General features: G+C 64.9%; 10 protein-coding genes. 3 read left to right on the top strand and 7 right to left on the bottom strand.

Features of this window, described 5'->3' with window-relative positions:
• Positions 1-20 precede the first annotated feature (20 nt).
• Positions 21-1,004, bottom strand: a complete 984-nt coding sequence (locus V0R62_RS09925) for a FecR family protein (RefSeq protein WP_330103600.1) — start codon at positions 1,002-1,004, stop codon at positions 21-23.
• Positions 1,001-1,489 (bottom strand): RNA polymerase sigma factor, encoded by a 489-nt coding sequence (locus tag V0R62_RS09930; RefSeq protein WP_330103601.1) that lies wholly within the window; start codon positions 1,487-1,489, stop codon positions 1,001-1,003. Before V0R62_RS09930 ends, V0R62_RS09925 begins: the two co-directional genes overlap by 4 nt.
• Before the next feature lie 656 nt (positions 1,490-2,145).
• Between V0R62_RS09930 and V0R62_RS09935 the strand changes: the two genes are divergently transcribed.
• Positions 2,146-3,309 carry a type III PLP-dependent enzyme gene (locus V0R62_RS09935; RefSeq protein WP_028689608.1) on the top strand — a complete coding sequence of 388 codons (1,164 nt, stop codon included), beginning with the start codon at positions 2,146-2,148 and terminating at the stop codon, positions 3,307-3,309.
• A gap of 166 nt (positions 3,310-3,475) precedes the next feature.
• Here V0R62_RS09935 and V0R62_RS09940 read toward each other — a convergent pair whose 3' ends face one another.
• The gene (locus tag V0R62_RS09940) at positions 3,476-4,234 is read right to left on the bottom strand and encodes a tetratricopeptide repeat protein (RefSeq protein ID WP_330103602.1); all 759 of its coding nucleotides are present in this window, start codon (positions 4,232-4,234) and stop codon (positions 3,476-3,478) included.
• Positions 4,235-4,237: 3 nt separating this feature from the next.
• Positions 4,238-4,918, bottom strand: coding sequence for a Fe2+-dependent dioxygenase (locus tag V0R62_RS09945; protein WP_330103603.1), 681 nt, complete (start codon positions 4,916-4,918; stop codon positions 4,238-4,240).
• Between the two features lie 223 nt (positions 4,919-5,141).
• On the opposite strand from V0R62_RS09945, the gene V0R62_RS09950 reads away from it, so the two are divergent.
• Both V0R62_RS09950 and V0R62_RS09955 read left to right on the top strand, forming a co-directional pair.
• Positions 5,142-7,421: a TonB-dependent receptor gene (locus V0R62_RS09950; protein WP_262951880.1), complete on the top strand. Its 2,280-nt coding sequence runs from the start codon at positions 5,142-5,144 to the stop codon at positions 7,419-7,421.
• Positions 7,422-7,524: 103 nt separating this feature from the next.
• Positions 7,525-10,080 carry a sulfite reductase flavoprotein subunit alpha gene (locus V0R62_RS09955; RefSeq protein ID WP_330103604.1) on the top strand — a complete coding sequence of 852 codons (2,556 nt, stop codon included), beginning with the start codon at positions 7,525-7,527 and terminating at the stop codon, positions 10,078-10,080.
• 114 nt (positions 10,081-10,194) lie between these two features.
• Here V0R62_RS09955 and V0R62_RS09960 read toward each other — a convergent pair whose 3' ends face one another.
• The 3 genes from V0R62_RS09960 to der form a co-directional block, all read right to left on the bottom strand.
• Entirely contained in the window at positions 10,195-10,986 is a 792-nt protein-coding gene (locus tag V0R62_RS09960) for an amidohydrolase (protein WP_050704052.1), read from the bottom strand.
• Positions 10,974-12,122 (bottom strand): pyridoxal phosphate-dependent aminotransferase, encoded by a 1,149-nt coding sequence (locus V0R62_RS09965; protein WP_330103605.1) that lies wholly within the window; start codon positions 12,120-12,122, stop codon positions 10,974-10,976. Before V0R62_RS09965 ends, V0R62_RS09960 begins: the two co-directional genes overlap by 13 nt.
• 284 nt (positions 12,123-12,406) lie before the next feature.
• On the bottom strand, positions 12,407-13,870 hold the full coding sequence (gene der / locus V0R62_RS09970) for a ribosome biogenesis GTPase Der (RefSeq protein WP_023630727.1): 1,464 nt from the start codon (positions 13,868-13,870) through the stop codon (positions 12,407-12,409).
• Positions 13,871-13,886 lie beyond the last annotated feature (16 nt).

Consider the following 13,886-nt stretch of genomic DNA (forward strand, 5'->3'; position numbering starts at 1 on the left):
GAACGGAAAAAAACCTGAATTTATTTCAGAACAATTTCGCTGGAGCCATCCGGGCGGGTCTTCACCTGCACCGGCAGGATGCTCGGCAGCGCCCGCAGCAGCGCGTCCGGGTCGTCGGTGCTGAAGGTGCTCGACAGGCGCAGCGCGGCGGCCTTGCCGGGTGCCACGTGCAGCGGATGGGCGCGATAGCGGGAGACTTCCGCCACCACCTCGCTCAACGGCGCGTTGTCGAACACCAGCTTGCCCTGGCGCCAGGCGGTCACGGCGTTGGCATCGATGGCATAGGGTGCGGCGACCTTGCCCTGGGCGTCGATATGCGAACCCTGCCCGGCACCGAGCAGCGCCAGCGACTCGGACGCGCCCTGCACCTTCACCGAACCCTGCTCCACGGCCACGCGGGTGCTGGTCGGCTCCTGGCGTACATCGAAACGGGTGCCGGTGACGGTGACTTCACCCTGTGCGGTGCTCACCACGAAAGGCCGGCCACTGTCGTGGGCAACGATGAACATCGCCTCGCCCGCCCCCAGGCGCACATGGCGTTGCCCCGAAGAGAACATCACCTGCACCTGGGTGGCACTGTTGAGTTCCAGCCGTGATCCGTCCGGCAGTTCGACCTGACGCCGCTCGCCCTGGGCCGTAGTCAACGTGTCCTGATGGTTGAGCTGCTGGTACTGCCAACCTGTCCAGCCCAGCCCCAGCGCGACCACCGCCACGCCGGCCGCCAAGGCCTGACGCAGCAGACGGCGGCGTGGAAGCTGGCGCACCGGCTCGGGCTGGCACAGCGCTTCGAGGCGTTGTCGGGGGATGAAATCGGCGGCGCGCCACAGCTGTACCAGGCGCTGGTACTCCTCGCGATGGCGTGGGTGCTGCGCCAGCCATGCCTGCAAGGCCTGCTGCACGGCGCTGTCATGCGGCGCCTCCTGGGCCCGGGCGAACCAGCTGGCCGCCTGCTCGCCCACGGGGTCGGGCGCGTGCTGTCTGAACAATGGGGTCTCCTGACTCATCTGGCCGACACATCCAGGTGCTCACGCAGATGTCGGAGCGTGCGGATCATATACTTTTCGACCATGTTCTTGGTCAAACCCATGCGCTCGGCGATCTCGGCCTGGGTCAGGCCCTCGAGCTTCTGCCAGATGAACACCCGGCGGCAGTTGAGCGGCAACTCGGCCAGCGCCCGCTCGACGCTGTCGGCCAGTTCCAGGGCATGCACATAGGCCTCCGGATCGCTGCCATTGGCGGCGCCGTCGGCGAACCCCTCAAATTCGAGTGCCTGGCGACGGTCCTCGCGGCGAAAGCCATCGACGGCGATGTTGCGGGCGGTCTGGTGCAGGTAGGCACGCGGCTGCTCGACCTGCTCGTTCGGGTTTTCCAGAACCCGGACAAAAGCGTCGTGAGTGAGGTCCTCGGCCTGCTGACGACTGCGCAACTTGCGCGTCCAGGTGCCGATCAGCTCATGGTAGTGGTCGAGGAAGCCTTTGTGTCCGGACACGTTCGGGGTCGTCAGGGAGGCAGATGAGGTCGCGAATAGTAATGCTTCTCATCAAGGACGGCAATCGGCCCATGCCTAAGCCGACCAAGGGTGGTTTCCGGTGTCGGTAACAAAAAATTTATGGTGATTTCGAAAAAAATGACGGGCGTCGCGCCGTGGCCATAAATATGAACACTCTCCGGAAAAACCCCGTTCACCACACAACCCCGACAAACGGTCTTCTGCCGATTCTTCGGCTCTTTCGCAGCGAAAGCCAGCCAACATGCAAAGAACCCAGCTATCAGCCGTTCGCGACCAGATCGCCACCTATTCCACAATTTTTAACGCTTGTGGCCTTTTCCGGAACATCCACGTCACGCATCGGTCGGTTATTGCAGTGGTGGGGCGTCGATACACGACGAACACCCCGGACCTGCCTGTTGATCTTGCGGTTTTCACGTCCTAAAGTGCGCGCCGAACGTCCATGCTGGAAACGATCCATCCGGCTCAAGTACTGACGACGAGACAGCAAGGTCACCCGCCGCCCTTTCCCGGCACGGTTGACCTTTTTGCTTTCGGCGACATGCCTTGGGAAGTAGGCGAACCAAAGTGGGGATACGGAGGACGTTCAGTTTGCTGCCACTTATCTTTTCAGTTTGCCCATGGAGCCCTTGAGCATGTCGATCCAGGTCGAAGACTACTTTGCGCGTGACACCTTCCAGAAGATGAAGGCGTTCGCCGACAAGCAGGAAACCCCGTTCGTACTCATCGATACCCAGATGATCAGCCAGGCCTATGACGACCTGCGCGCCGGTTTCGAATTTGCCAAGGTCTACTACGCGGTCAAGGCCAACCCGGCGGTCGAGATCATCGACCTGCTCAAGGAGAAAGGCTCGAGCTTCGACATCGCCTCGATCTACGAGCTGGACAAGGTGCTGGGCCGTGGCGTCAGCCCCGACCGCATCAGCTACGGCAACACCATCAAGAAGTCCAAGGACATCCGCTACTTCTTCGAGAAAGGCGTGCGCCTGTACGCCACCGACTCCGAAGCCGACCTGCGCAACATCGCCAAGGCCGCGCCGGGCTCGAAAGTCTACGTGCGTATCCTCACCGAAGGCTCCACCACCGCCGACTGGCCACTGTCGCGCAAATTCGGCTGCCAGACCGACATGGCCATGGACCTGCTGATCCTCGCCCGCGACCTGGGCCTGGTGCCCTATGGTATCTCCTTCCACGTCGGCTCCCAGCAGCGCGACATCAGCGTGTGGGACGCGGCCATCGCCAAGGTCAAGGTGATCTTCGAGCGCCTGAAGGAAGAAGACGGCATCGAGCTGAAGCTGATCAACATGGGCGGCGGCTTCCCGGCCAACTACATCACCCGCACCAACAGCCTCGAGACCTATGCCGAGGAGATCATCCGCTTCCTCAAGGAAGACTTCGGCGACGACCTGCCGGAAATCATCCTCGAGCCCGGCCGCTCGCTGATCGCCAACGCTGGCATCCTGGTCAGTGAAGTGGTGCTGGTGGCGCGCAAGTCGCGCACCGCGGTCGAGCGCTGGATCTACACCGACGTGGGCAAGTTCTCCGGCCTGATCGAAACCATGGACGAGGCGATCAAGTTCCCGATCTGGACCGAGAAGAAAGGCGAGACCGAGGAAGTGGTGATCGCCGGCCCGACCTGCGACAGCGCCGACATCATGTACGAGAACTACAAGTACGGCCTGCCGCTGAACCTGGCGATCGGCGACCGCCTGTACTGGCTGTCCACCGGTGCCTACACCACCAGCTACAGCGCGGTGGAGTTCAACGGCTTCCCGCCGCTGAAGGCCTACTACCTGTAATGCACAACGGGGCCGCAAGGCCCCGTTTTCATTTGCCGCCTCGCCCCCCCACTCTGTAGGAGCGGCCTTGTGCCGCGAAAGGGCCGCATGGCGGCCCCAGGGTTTCAGCGTTGACGCATCAATCGCCGGGGCCGCTGCGCGGCCCTTTCGCGGCGCAAGGCCGCTCCTACAGGGGTGGCGCCGGCCTTAGTTCGATCTCCTCGGCATAGCGCGCCGCATGGGCCATCAGCGCCGGCCCCGCCCCCTGCAACGTCACCAACGCACTGCGCAGGAAATTCAGGTTGCCCTCGACCCTGGCCCGTTCCAGCCAAGGCCCGGCCTCCCCGATCTCCCCGCGTTCGACCAGCACCAGCGCCAGGCTGAACATCCCGCGAAAATCCCCCGCCTCGGCCGAACGCCGATACCAGCGCACGGCCCGGGCAGGGCTCGGCGCGGTGGCAATACCCTGCTCCAGATAGCGCCCATACAGGTTCATCGACTTGGCATGCCCTAGCTGCGCGGCCTTCTCGTAGCACATCAACGCCTGGGCCTGGTCGGCCGGCACCCCGCGCCCGGTGGCCAGCAGGTTGGCCAGGTTGTACATCCCCCAGTCCAAGCCGGCGTCGGCCGCACGGGCATAGTGAATGGCCGCCTGCGCGAGATCCACATCGCCACCCCAGCCGTGCTCCAGGCACCGGCCAAGCATGTTGTGGGCCATGGCGCTGCCGGCCTGGGCAGCGATGGCGAACCAACGGCGGGCCACACCAGCATCCTCTTCGATACCGCGCCCATCGAGCAGGATCTGCCCGAGCAACAGCTGTGCCTCGACCACCCCCTGCCCCGCCGCCGCCAGGATCGCCTGGGCAGCCTGGCCCGGGCTGTGCTCGAGCATCGCCTGCAACTCGGCCACATCCACCACATCCTCACGTCGCAACTGATAGGACACGGATCAGACCTCGGCCCAGCGGCGCAGCAGGTTGTGATAGGTGCCGGTCAGCTGCAGCAGCGACGGGTGCCCGGGCACATCGGCAGTGAGCTGGCGGACCGCGTTGTCCATCTCGAACAGCAAGGTGCGCTGGCTGTCCTCGCGCACCAGGCTCTGGGTCCAGAAAAACGCCGCATAGCGCGCCCCGCGGGTGACCGGGTTGACCTTGTGCAGGCTGGTGCCGGGGTACAGCACCATGTCGCCCGCGGCCAGCTTGACCTCGCGCACGCCATAGGTGTCCTGGATCACCAGTTCGCCGCCGTCGTAGCTGTCCGGGTCACTGAGGAACAGCGTCGAGGACAGGTCGGTGCGCACCCGCTCCGGGCTGCCCTTGGGCTGGCGCAGGGCGTTGTCGATGTGGAAATCGAAATTGCCCCCTTCGCGGTAGCAGTTGATCAGCGGCGGGAACACCTTGTGCGGCAGCGCCGCCGACATGAACAACGGGTTACGCCACAGCCGTTCGATCAGCGCACTGCCGATCTCCTTGGCCAGCGCATGGCCTTCGGGCAACTGCAGGTTGTGCTTGGCCTTGGCCGACTGGTATCCCGCAGTGATCTTGCCATCGGCCCAGTCGGCCTGCTCCAGGGCCTCGCGAATGCGCGCGATCTCGTCGGCGTCGAACAGCCCGGGAATATGAAGCAGCATGGCGGCGGCACCAAGTATGACTGAAGGGACGCCAATGATATTGATTCCCTTTTACCTACCACAAGCCCCTTTCTCCATGGCACGACGGATGAGACCGTAAAAACCGTAAGGCGAAATTGTAAAGAATGTAAATTTATGGCGAATGGAAACGCTTCTCAATTGTTCGTTACAATCACTTACATTATGCTCCGCGGCCTTCATACCTTGGGGAAGGTCTACAACAATGCGTCACGTGCCATCTGCTGTGAGTTCACCACGTCTGCTCGCCTCCGCCATCGGCATGGCGATCACCGCCACCTCGGCCTATGCCGCCGACCCGGCCGCCAATAACGCCATCACCCTCGACGCCACCAGCGTCAATGGCAAGGCCGAACAGGCAAGCACCGAGTACAAGGTCGACAAGGCCTCGTCGCAGAAGTACACCGCGCCGCTGGTGGACACCCCACGGTCGGTCACCGTGATCCCGCAGCAGGTGATCAAGGACACCAACGCCATGTCCCTGCAGGATGCCCTGCGCACCGTGCCGGGTATCACCTTCGGTGCCGGTGAAGGCGGCAACCCGCAAGGCGACCGCCCCTTCATCCGTGGCTTCGACGCCCAGGGCGACACCTACCTGGACGGCGTGCGCGATACCGGCGCCCAGACCCGCGAAATCTTCGCCATCGAGTCTGTCGAAGTGGCCAAGGGGCCGAACTCGGCGGTCGGTGGGCGGGGCGCCGCAGGCGGCACCATCAACCTGGTGAGCAAGCGCGCACACCTGGGCAACTCGCTGGACGGCGCCTGGACCTGGGGCAGTGACCAGACCCAACGCTACACCTTCGACGGCAACTACCAGTTCAGCGACAGCGTTGCCGGGCGCCTGAACCTGATGACCCACGAAAGCAACGTCGCCGGCCGCGACAAGGTCAACTACGACCGCTGGGGCATCGCCCCCTCGCTGGCCTTCGGCCTGGGTACGCCGACCCGCGTCAACCTCGACTATTACCACCTCGAAAGCGACGACCTGCCGGACTCCGGCATCCCCTACAGCGTGCCGCGCGCAGGCAGCACCGCACGGACATCGGCGCATCCGGACAAGCCGGTCGACGGTGGCGACAGCGACAACTTCTACGGCCTGACCGGACGCGACTTCCGCAAGACCCGCGTCGATATCGCGACCTTCGCCATCGAGCACGACCTGACCGACACGCTGACCATCAAGAACACCCTGCGCCACGGCAACAGCATGCAGGACTACGTGCTGACCCAGCCCGATGACAGCGCCGGCAACGTCAACAACAACGGCGTCTGGCGTCGCGCCAACACCCGTGTGGGCAACACCGCCACCACCACCAACCAGACCGACCTGTTCGGCGAGTTCTACCTGGGCGGCCTGAAGAACAGCTTCTCCACCGGCGTCGAGTTCACCAAGGAAGAGTCCGACCGCCAGAGCTACACCGTCACCCCCAACAGCAAACTCACCTGCACCGGCCCGGGTAGTGGCGGCAGCTGCACCTCTCTGGACAACCCGAACCCGGACGACAACTGGGTCGGCACCGTCGCGCGCAACTACGCCGGCACCAGGACCAGCAGCAAGACCCGCGCGCTCTATGTGTTCGACACCCTGGAGCTGACCCCGCAATGGCTGCTGAACATGGGCCTGCGCTATGACCACTTCGACACCGACTACCGTGGCTACAACGCCGACGGCAGCACCGCGGTGAGCAGCAAGGGCGTACCCGCCAAAGGCTCGGACACCAGCGAGTTCATCACCGGCCAGCTGGGCCTGGTGTGGAAGCCGGCGGACAACGGCAGCATCTATGTGTCCTACGCCACCTCCGCCACACCACCTGGCGCCATGCTCGGCGAGGGTACCGAAGGCAACCCGCTGGGCAACACCACCGACCGTTCCGGCAACCTGCTGGGCAGTGACATGGAGCCGGAAGAGACCACCAACTACGAGCTCGGCACCAAGTGGGACCTGCTCGACCAGCGCCTGTCCCTGGCCGCCGCGCTGTTCCGCACCGAGAAGGAAAACGCACGGGTCCAGGTCAACACCAACACCTACGAGAACGTCGGTGAAACCCGCGTGCAAGGCATCGAGCTGTCGGCCAGCGGCAAGCTGACCGACAAGTGGCAAGTGTTCGCCGGCTACACCTACATGCAGGCCCGCCAGATCGACGGCGGCCCGCTGGGCAAGGCGAACGACGGCAACCAACTGCCCAACACGCCGAACAACAGCGCCAGCCTGTGGACCACCTACCAGCTGACGCCGAAGCTGACCGTCGGTGGCGGCGCCTTCTATGTCGATGACGTCTACGGCAGCGTGGCCAACACCACCATGGTCGACAGCTACGTACGCTACGACGCCATGGCCGCCTACAAGCTGACCAAGAACATCGACCTGCAGCTGAACGTGCAGAACCTCACCAACGAGGTCTACTACGACAAGGCGTACTCCACCCACTTCGCCAACCAGGCGGCGGGGCGCACGGCGTTGCTGACCACCAGCGTGCACTTCTAAACAGCCGCACCCCGAGCCCCGTTCATTCGCTTGAACGGGGCTTTTGCGTATCAAGGCATAATGCACGCCGCGCAGTTCCTGGCGGCAATACAAGGTGATCGATGTGGTGAAGAAGACGCTGTTCCAATTGCACTGGTTCTTTGGCATCACCGCCGGCCTGGTGCTGGCGCTGATGGGCGTGACCGGCGCGATCTGGTCGTTCCAGGAAGAACTGCTGCGCGCATTCAACGCCGAGGTACTCAAGGTCGAGGTACGCCAGGAAGGTGTGCTGCCACCGGCCGAGCTGGTCCGCCGGGTCGAGGCCGCGCAAGGCGACAAGGTCTCCATGCTCTGGGTCGATACCCGCGAGGGCAACGCCGCGCGAATCTTCTTCACCCCCGCCCCCGGCGAGCGCCGTGGCGAGCTGCGCTACGCCGACCCGTACACCGGCGAGCTCAAGGGTGACGTCGCCGGCCTGGGCTTCTTCAACCTCATGCTCAACCTGCACCGGTTCCTGGCCATGGGCGACACAGGCCGGCAGATCACCGGCGCCTGCACCCTGATGCTGATCTTCTTCAGCCTGTCCGGGCTGTACCTGCGCTGGCCGCGCAAGGCACTGAACTGGCGGACCTGGCTGACGCTGGACTGGGCGAAGAAAGGCCGCGCCTTTAACTGGGACCTGCACGCGGTGTTCGGCACCTGGTGCCTGCTGTTCTACCTGCTGTTCGCCCTGACCGGGCTGTTCTGGTCCTACGAGTGGTACCGCGAAGGCCTCAATCGCCTGCTGGCCGACCAGCCCGTAGCCGGCGAGCAGAAGCGTGGCGAAGGTCGCGGCGGTCGCCATGGCCCGCCCAAGGTGGACAAGAACGCCCCGCCCCTGGTGGTCGACTATGACGCCATCTGGACCAACCTCAAGGCCGCCGCAGGCCCCGGCCTGTCTACCTACAACCTGCGCCTGCCACCGGCCGGCGGGCAACCGGCGACCCTGTTCTACCTGCTCCAGGGCGCCGACCATGAGCGCGCTCTCAACACCCTCACCCTCGACCCGGCCAGCGGCCAGGTCAAGCGTCACGAGCGCTATACCGACAAGTCGTTCAAGGCCCAGTTGCTGCAGAGCGTCTACGCCCTGCACGTGGGCAGCTACTTCGGCCTGCCGGGGCGGATCATCGTCACCCTCGCCAGCCTGACCATGCCGCTGTTCTTCGTCACCGGCTGGCTGCTGTACCTCGACCGTCGACGCAAGAAGCGCCAGGTTCGCGCCGCACGTGGCGCGGTGGCCCCGCAGTCGAATGACGGCGACCGCTGGCTGATCGGTTTCGCCAGCCAGAGCGGCTTCGCCGAACAGCTCGCCTGGCAGAGCGCCGGTCAACTGCAAGCCGCCGGCTTGCCGGTGCAGGTACGCCCGCTGGCCGAGCTGGGCGAAGCCGAATTGCGCCAGGCCAACCGCGCACTGTTCGTGGTCAGCACCTTCGGCGACGGCGAGGCCCCGGACAGCGCCCGTGGCTTCGAGCGCAAGGTTCTGGGTCAAGCCTGGCCGCTGGACCACCTGGACTACGCCCTGCTGGCCCTGGGCGACCGCCAGTACCCGCACTTCTGCGGCTTCGCCCGCCGACTCCAGGCCTGGCTTGGCGAGCGTGGCGCCAGCTGCGCCTTCAGCCCGGTGGAGGTGGACAACGCCGACCCCGTCGCCCTGCAGCTGTGGCAACAGGAACTGACGCAACTGACCGGCGCCCGCCCGGTCGCCGCCTGGCAGCCGCCAAGCTTCGGCAACTGGCGCCTGTCGCGCCGCGAACGGATCAACCCCGGCAGCCAGGGGGCGCCGGTGTACCTGCTGGGCCTGCAGGCAGAAGCGCCCGCAACCTGGGAAGCCGGTGACCTGATCGAAATCCTGCCACGCAACGGCCAGCCCCGTGTCGATGCCTTCCTTGCCGGCCTGGGCCTCGACCCAAACAGCCCGGTGCAGCTCGATGGTCTGCGGGAGACCCTGGCGCAGGCGCTGGCCAGCCGCCAGTTGCCGGTCGGCCGCGAACACCTGGTCGGCCTGCATGCCCAGGCGCTGGTCGATGCGCTGATCCCGCTCACCGCCCGTGAATACTCGATTGCCTCCATCGCCAGCGATGGCGTGCTGGAGCTGATCGTGCGACAGGAACGCCACGCCGATGGCAACCTGGGCCTGGGCTCCGGCTGGCTGACCGAGTACCTGCCGCTGGAAGGCAGCGTCAGCGCGCGCCTGCGTCGCAATAGCGGCTTCCACTTGCCCGCCGAGTCGGCGCCCATGGTGCTGATCGGCAATGGCACCGGCCTGGCCGGTCTGCGCAGCCTGCTCAAGGCCCGTATTGCCGGGGGCGAACAACGCAACTGGCTGCTGTTCGGCGAGCGCAACCGGACGCACGACCTGCTGTGCGGTGAGGAACTGCAGGGCTGGGTGGAAAGCGGCGATCTGCAACGGCTGGACCTGGCGTTCTCGCGGGACCAGGCGCAGAAGATCTATGTGCAGGATGTGCTGTTGCAGCAGGCCGCCGAGTTCAAGCGCTGGGTCGAGGATGGCGCTTGCGTGTATGTCTGCGGCAGCCTGCAAGGGATGGCAGCCGGGGTGGATGCGGCGTTGCAGGGGGTGCTGGGTGAAGCTGTCGTGCAGCGGCTGATCGAGGATGGGCGGTATCGGCGAGATGTGTATTGAACAGTCGCATCCCCGGGGGCGCGTTGCGCCCCTTTCGCGGCACAAGGCCGCTCCTACACGGGGTTGTGATCGCCTGTAGGAGCGGCCTTGTGCCGCGAAAGCGCCTCATGACCTTCAATGCAGGTCGAAGGTATCGGCATCCAGGTTCGCCGGGAACCGCGCCCGGTACGCCGCCAGCTCCGCCGCCCGCAGCACCACGGTGAACACCCCATCGGCCTCGCCCGCGCTCAGCAGGCTCTCGCCCTGGAAGTCCAGCACCTGGCTGTCGCCGGAATAGGCGAAGCCCTTGCCATCGGTGCCCACCCGGTTAACCGCCGCGACGAAGCACAGGTTCTCGATCCCCCGCGCCGGCAGCAGGCGGTTCCAGTGCAGGCGCCGCGCCGCCGGCCAGTTGGCGGTGTACAGCAGCAGGTCGGTGTCCTGGGCGTCGCGGCTCCACACCGGGAAGCGCAGGTCGTAGCAGATCAGCGGGCGGATCCGCCAACCCTTGAGCTCGAACTGCACCTGGCGCTCGCCTGGGGTGTAGTGCTTGTGCTCACCAGCCATGCGGAACAGGTGACGCTTGTCGTAGTGCAGGATCTCGCCGTCGGGCCGCGCCCACAGCAGGCGGTTGCGGTGGCTGCCGTCGGCGGCCTGGATGATCACGCTGCCGGTGATCACCGCGTTGGCTTTCTTCGCCTGGGCCTTGAGCCACTTGTAGGTCGGGCCGTTCTCCGGCTCCGCCAGGCTTTCGGACTCCATCGAAAAACCGGTGGTGAACATTTCCGGCAGGACCACCAGGTCCACCTCGCCGGCCTGGCCGATCAGCTCCTCGAAATGCGCGTAGTTGGCCTCGCGGTCGTGCCAGGCCAGGGTGGTCTGCACCAGGGCGATTTTCAGGTTCGGCAGTTGGCTCAGATCGCGCATAGTTTCTCCGCTGCCTGGCGCAGCGTCTCCTCGCGTTTGGCAAAGCACAGGCGCACCAGGCGTTGCTCGGGGATGGGTTGCTGGTAGAACACCGACACCGGGATGCTGGCCACGCCATGCTCACGGGTCAGCCACAGGGCCATGTCGACATCGTTCAGGTCGGGCCGGATCTGCGAATAGTCCACCAATTGGAAATAGGTGCCCGGCGTGCGGGTGAAGGTGAAACGCGAGGCCTGCAGCAGGTCGCAGAACAGATCGCGCTTGGCCTGGTAGAAGGCCGGCAACTCGTCGATATGCTCGGGGTGCTCGGCCATGAAGTCGGCCAGCGCGCACTGCAAGGGCGTCACGCCACAGAAATTGACGTACTGGTGCACCTTGCGCAGTTCCGCGCTGAGGGCCGGCGGGGCGACCACGTAGCCGGTCTTCCAGCCGGTGACGTGATAAGTCTTGCCGAACGAGCTGACGACGAACGCCCGCGAATAGAGCTGCGGGTGGGCCAGCACGCTGGCATGGCGCACACCGTCGTAGATCAGGTGTTCGTAGACCTCGTCGCTGACCAGGTAGATATCGCGGTCACCGATCAGCCTGGCCAGCTGCTCCAGGTCGTCACGGCTGATCAGCGCGCCGCTGGGATTGTGCGGCGAGTTGAGGATGACCATGCGCGTGCGCGGGCTTAGGGCATCGCTGAACTTCTGCCAATCGATACTGAAACTGCCGTCGGCCAGCGGCACATGCACGCAGCGCCCGCCGGCCAGTTCCACGGACGGCTCGTAGCTGTCGTAGCTGGGGTCAAAGACGATCACCTCGTCGCCGGCATGGATGACCGCCTGGATGGCGCAGAAGATCGCCTCGGTGGCACCGGGGGTGATGGTCACTTCCTGGTCGGCATCGACGTTCGCGCCGTACAACCGTGCAATCTTCGCCGCCACCTGCTGGCGCAGCGCCGGCAGGCCGGTCATGGGCGAATACTGGTTGTGCCCGGCGGCCACATGGCGACCGACGGCATCGAGCAAGGCCTGGGGGCCGTTGAAGTCAGGGAAGCCCTGGGAGAGGTTGAGCGCACCGGTCTGCATGGCCAGTTGCGACATGGTGGTGAAGATGGTCGTGCCGACGTTCGGCAGTTTGCTGCGGATCATGGAGCCCTCTTTCCTGGGGTTTGTCCGGCACGGGATTGGGTCCGAGCATAGCGGATCAAGCAGTCAGGAAAAAGGTTGAAACAATAGGGGGATTGCGGTGGGTCAACCCGTAGAGGGAGATCAGGATTTACGCGTGTCCCTGTAGGAGCGGCCTTGTGTCGCGAAAGGGCTGCGTAGCAGCCCCGGCTATCTTGCAGTCCTGATGAACCCTGGGGCTGCTGCGCAGCCCTTTCGCGACACAAGGCCGCTCCTACAGGGGTTTCGCATGGCGTGACAAGCGGTTGTTAACGCTTGTCGCGACGCTTCTTCTCGGCCTTCTTGTGGTGCGACATCAGGCGGCGCTTCTTGTTGACCTGGCGATCGGTGAGGGTGTTTTTCTTGCCCTCGAACGGGTTGTCACCGCCCTTGTACTCGATGCGGATCGGCGTGCCGACCAGCTTGAGCACCCGGCGGTAGGTGTTCTCCAGGTAACGCGAGTAGGAGTTGGGGATCTTGTCGGTCTGGTTGCCGTGGATCACGATGAGCGGCGGGTTGGCGCCACCAAGGTGGGCATAGCGCAGCTTGATGCGGCGACCGTTGACCAGCGGCGGCTGGTGCACGCTGATGGCGTCTTCGAGGATCTGCGTCAGGCGGCTGGTCGGCCAGCGGGTGACCGCCGACTTGAACGCGGCCTGCACCGACTTGTACAGGTGGCCCACGCCGGTGCCGTGCAGCGCCGAGATGAAGTGGATGTCGGCGAAGTCGACGAAGAACAGCCGGCGCTCCAGCTCGGTCTTCACGTAGTCGCGCTCGCCTGGCTCCATGCCATCCCACTTGTTCAGGGCGATGACCACGGCGCGGCCGGCGTCCAGGGCGAAGCCCAGCAGGTTGAGGTCGTGGTCGACCACGCCTTCGCGGGCGTCCATGACGAAGATCACCACGTTGGCGTCCTTGATCGCCTGCAGGGTCTTCACCACCGAGAACTTCTCGACTTCCTCGTGGATCTTGCCGCGCTTGCGCACGCCGGCGGTGTCGATGAAGGTGTACTTCTCGCCATCACGCTCGAACGGGATGTAGATACTGTCACGGGTGGTACCCGGCTGGTCGTACACCACCACGCGCTCTTCGCCGAGCATGCGGTTGACCAGGGTCGACTTGCCCACGTTGGGGCGACCGATGATGGCGATCTTGATGCCGTCTTTCTCGCTCGGGCCGGGGATGCGCGTGGCCTCCTCGCCTTCGGCGACATCCTCGTCGAGGGCTTCTTCCTCGGGATCACGGGGAATATGGCCGAGCAGCGACTCCATCAGGGCGTTGATACCGCGGCCCTGGGAGCCCGCCACCGGGATGGCGTTGCCCATGCCCAGCGGCGAGAACTCGGCGCGGGCGATATCGGGATCGATGTTGTCGATCTTGTTGGCGACCAGGATCGCTTCCTTGTTCCGCTTGCGCAGGTGATCGGCGATCATCTGGTCGGCGGCGGTCATGCCGGCACGGGCATCGACCAGGAACAGCACGTAGTCGGCTTCCTCGATGGCCATCAGCGACTGCTCGGCCATCTTCTCGTCCATGCCGACTTCGTCACCGGTGATACCGCCGGTGTCGATCAGGATGTAGGAACGACCCTGCCAGCTGGCATCGCCGTACTGGCGGTCACGGGTCAGGCCCGACAGGTCGCCGACGATGGCGTCGCGGGTCTTGGTCAGGCGGTTGAACATGGTGGATTTACCGACGTTCGGCCGGCCCACCAGGGCGATTACGGGAACCATGCGGCTCTCCACTCTT

The sequence above is a fragment of the Pseudomonas carassii genome (assembly GCF_036324045.1).
In the GTDB taxonomy this organism is placed as follows: Bacteria; Pseudomonadota; Gammaproteobacteria; order Pseudomonadales; family Pseudomonadaceae; genus Aquipseudomonas; species Aquipseudomonas peradeniyensis.

Coding starts and splice junctions, on each gene's coding strand:
- V0R62_RS09925 (WP_330103600.1), bottom strand. CDS start 1,004: ATGAGTCAGGAGACCCCATTGTTCAGACAGCACGCGCCCGACCCCGTG.
- V0R62_RS09935 (WP_028689608.1), top strand. CDS start 2,146: ATGTCGATCCAGGTCGAAGACTACTTTGCGCGTGACACCTTCCAGAAG.
- V0R62_RS09945 (WP_330103603.1), bottom strand. CDS start 4,918: ATGCTGCTTCATATTCCCGGGCTGTTCGACGCCGACGAGATCGCGCGC.
- V0R62_RS09950 (WP_262951880.1), top strand. CDS start 5,142: ATGCGTCACGTGCCATCTGCTGTGAGTTCACCACGTCTGCTCGCCTCC.
- V0R62_RS09960 (WP_050704052.1), bottom strand. CDS start 10,986: ATGCGCGATCTGAGCCAACTGCCGAACCTGAAAATCGCCCTGGTGCAG.
- V0R62_RS09965 (WP_330103605.1), bottom strand. CDS start 12,122: ATGATCCGCAGCAAACTGCCGAACGTCGGCACGACCATCTTCACCACC.
- der (WP_023630727.1), bottom strand. CDS start 13,870: ATGGTTCCCGTAATCGCCCTGGTGGGCCGGCCGAACGTCGGTAAATCC.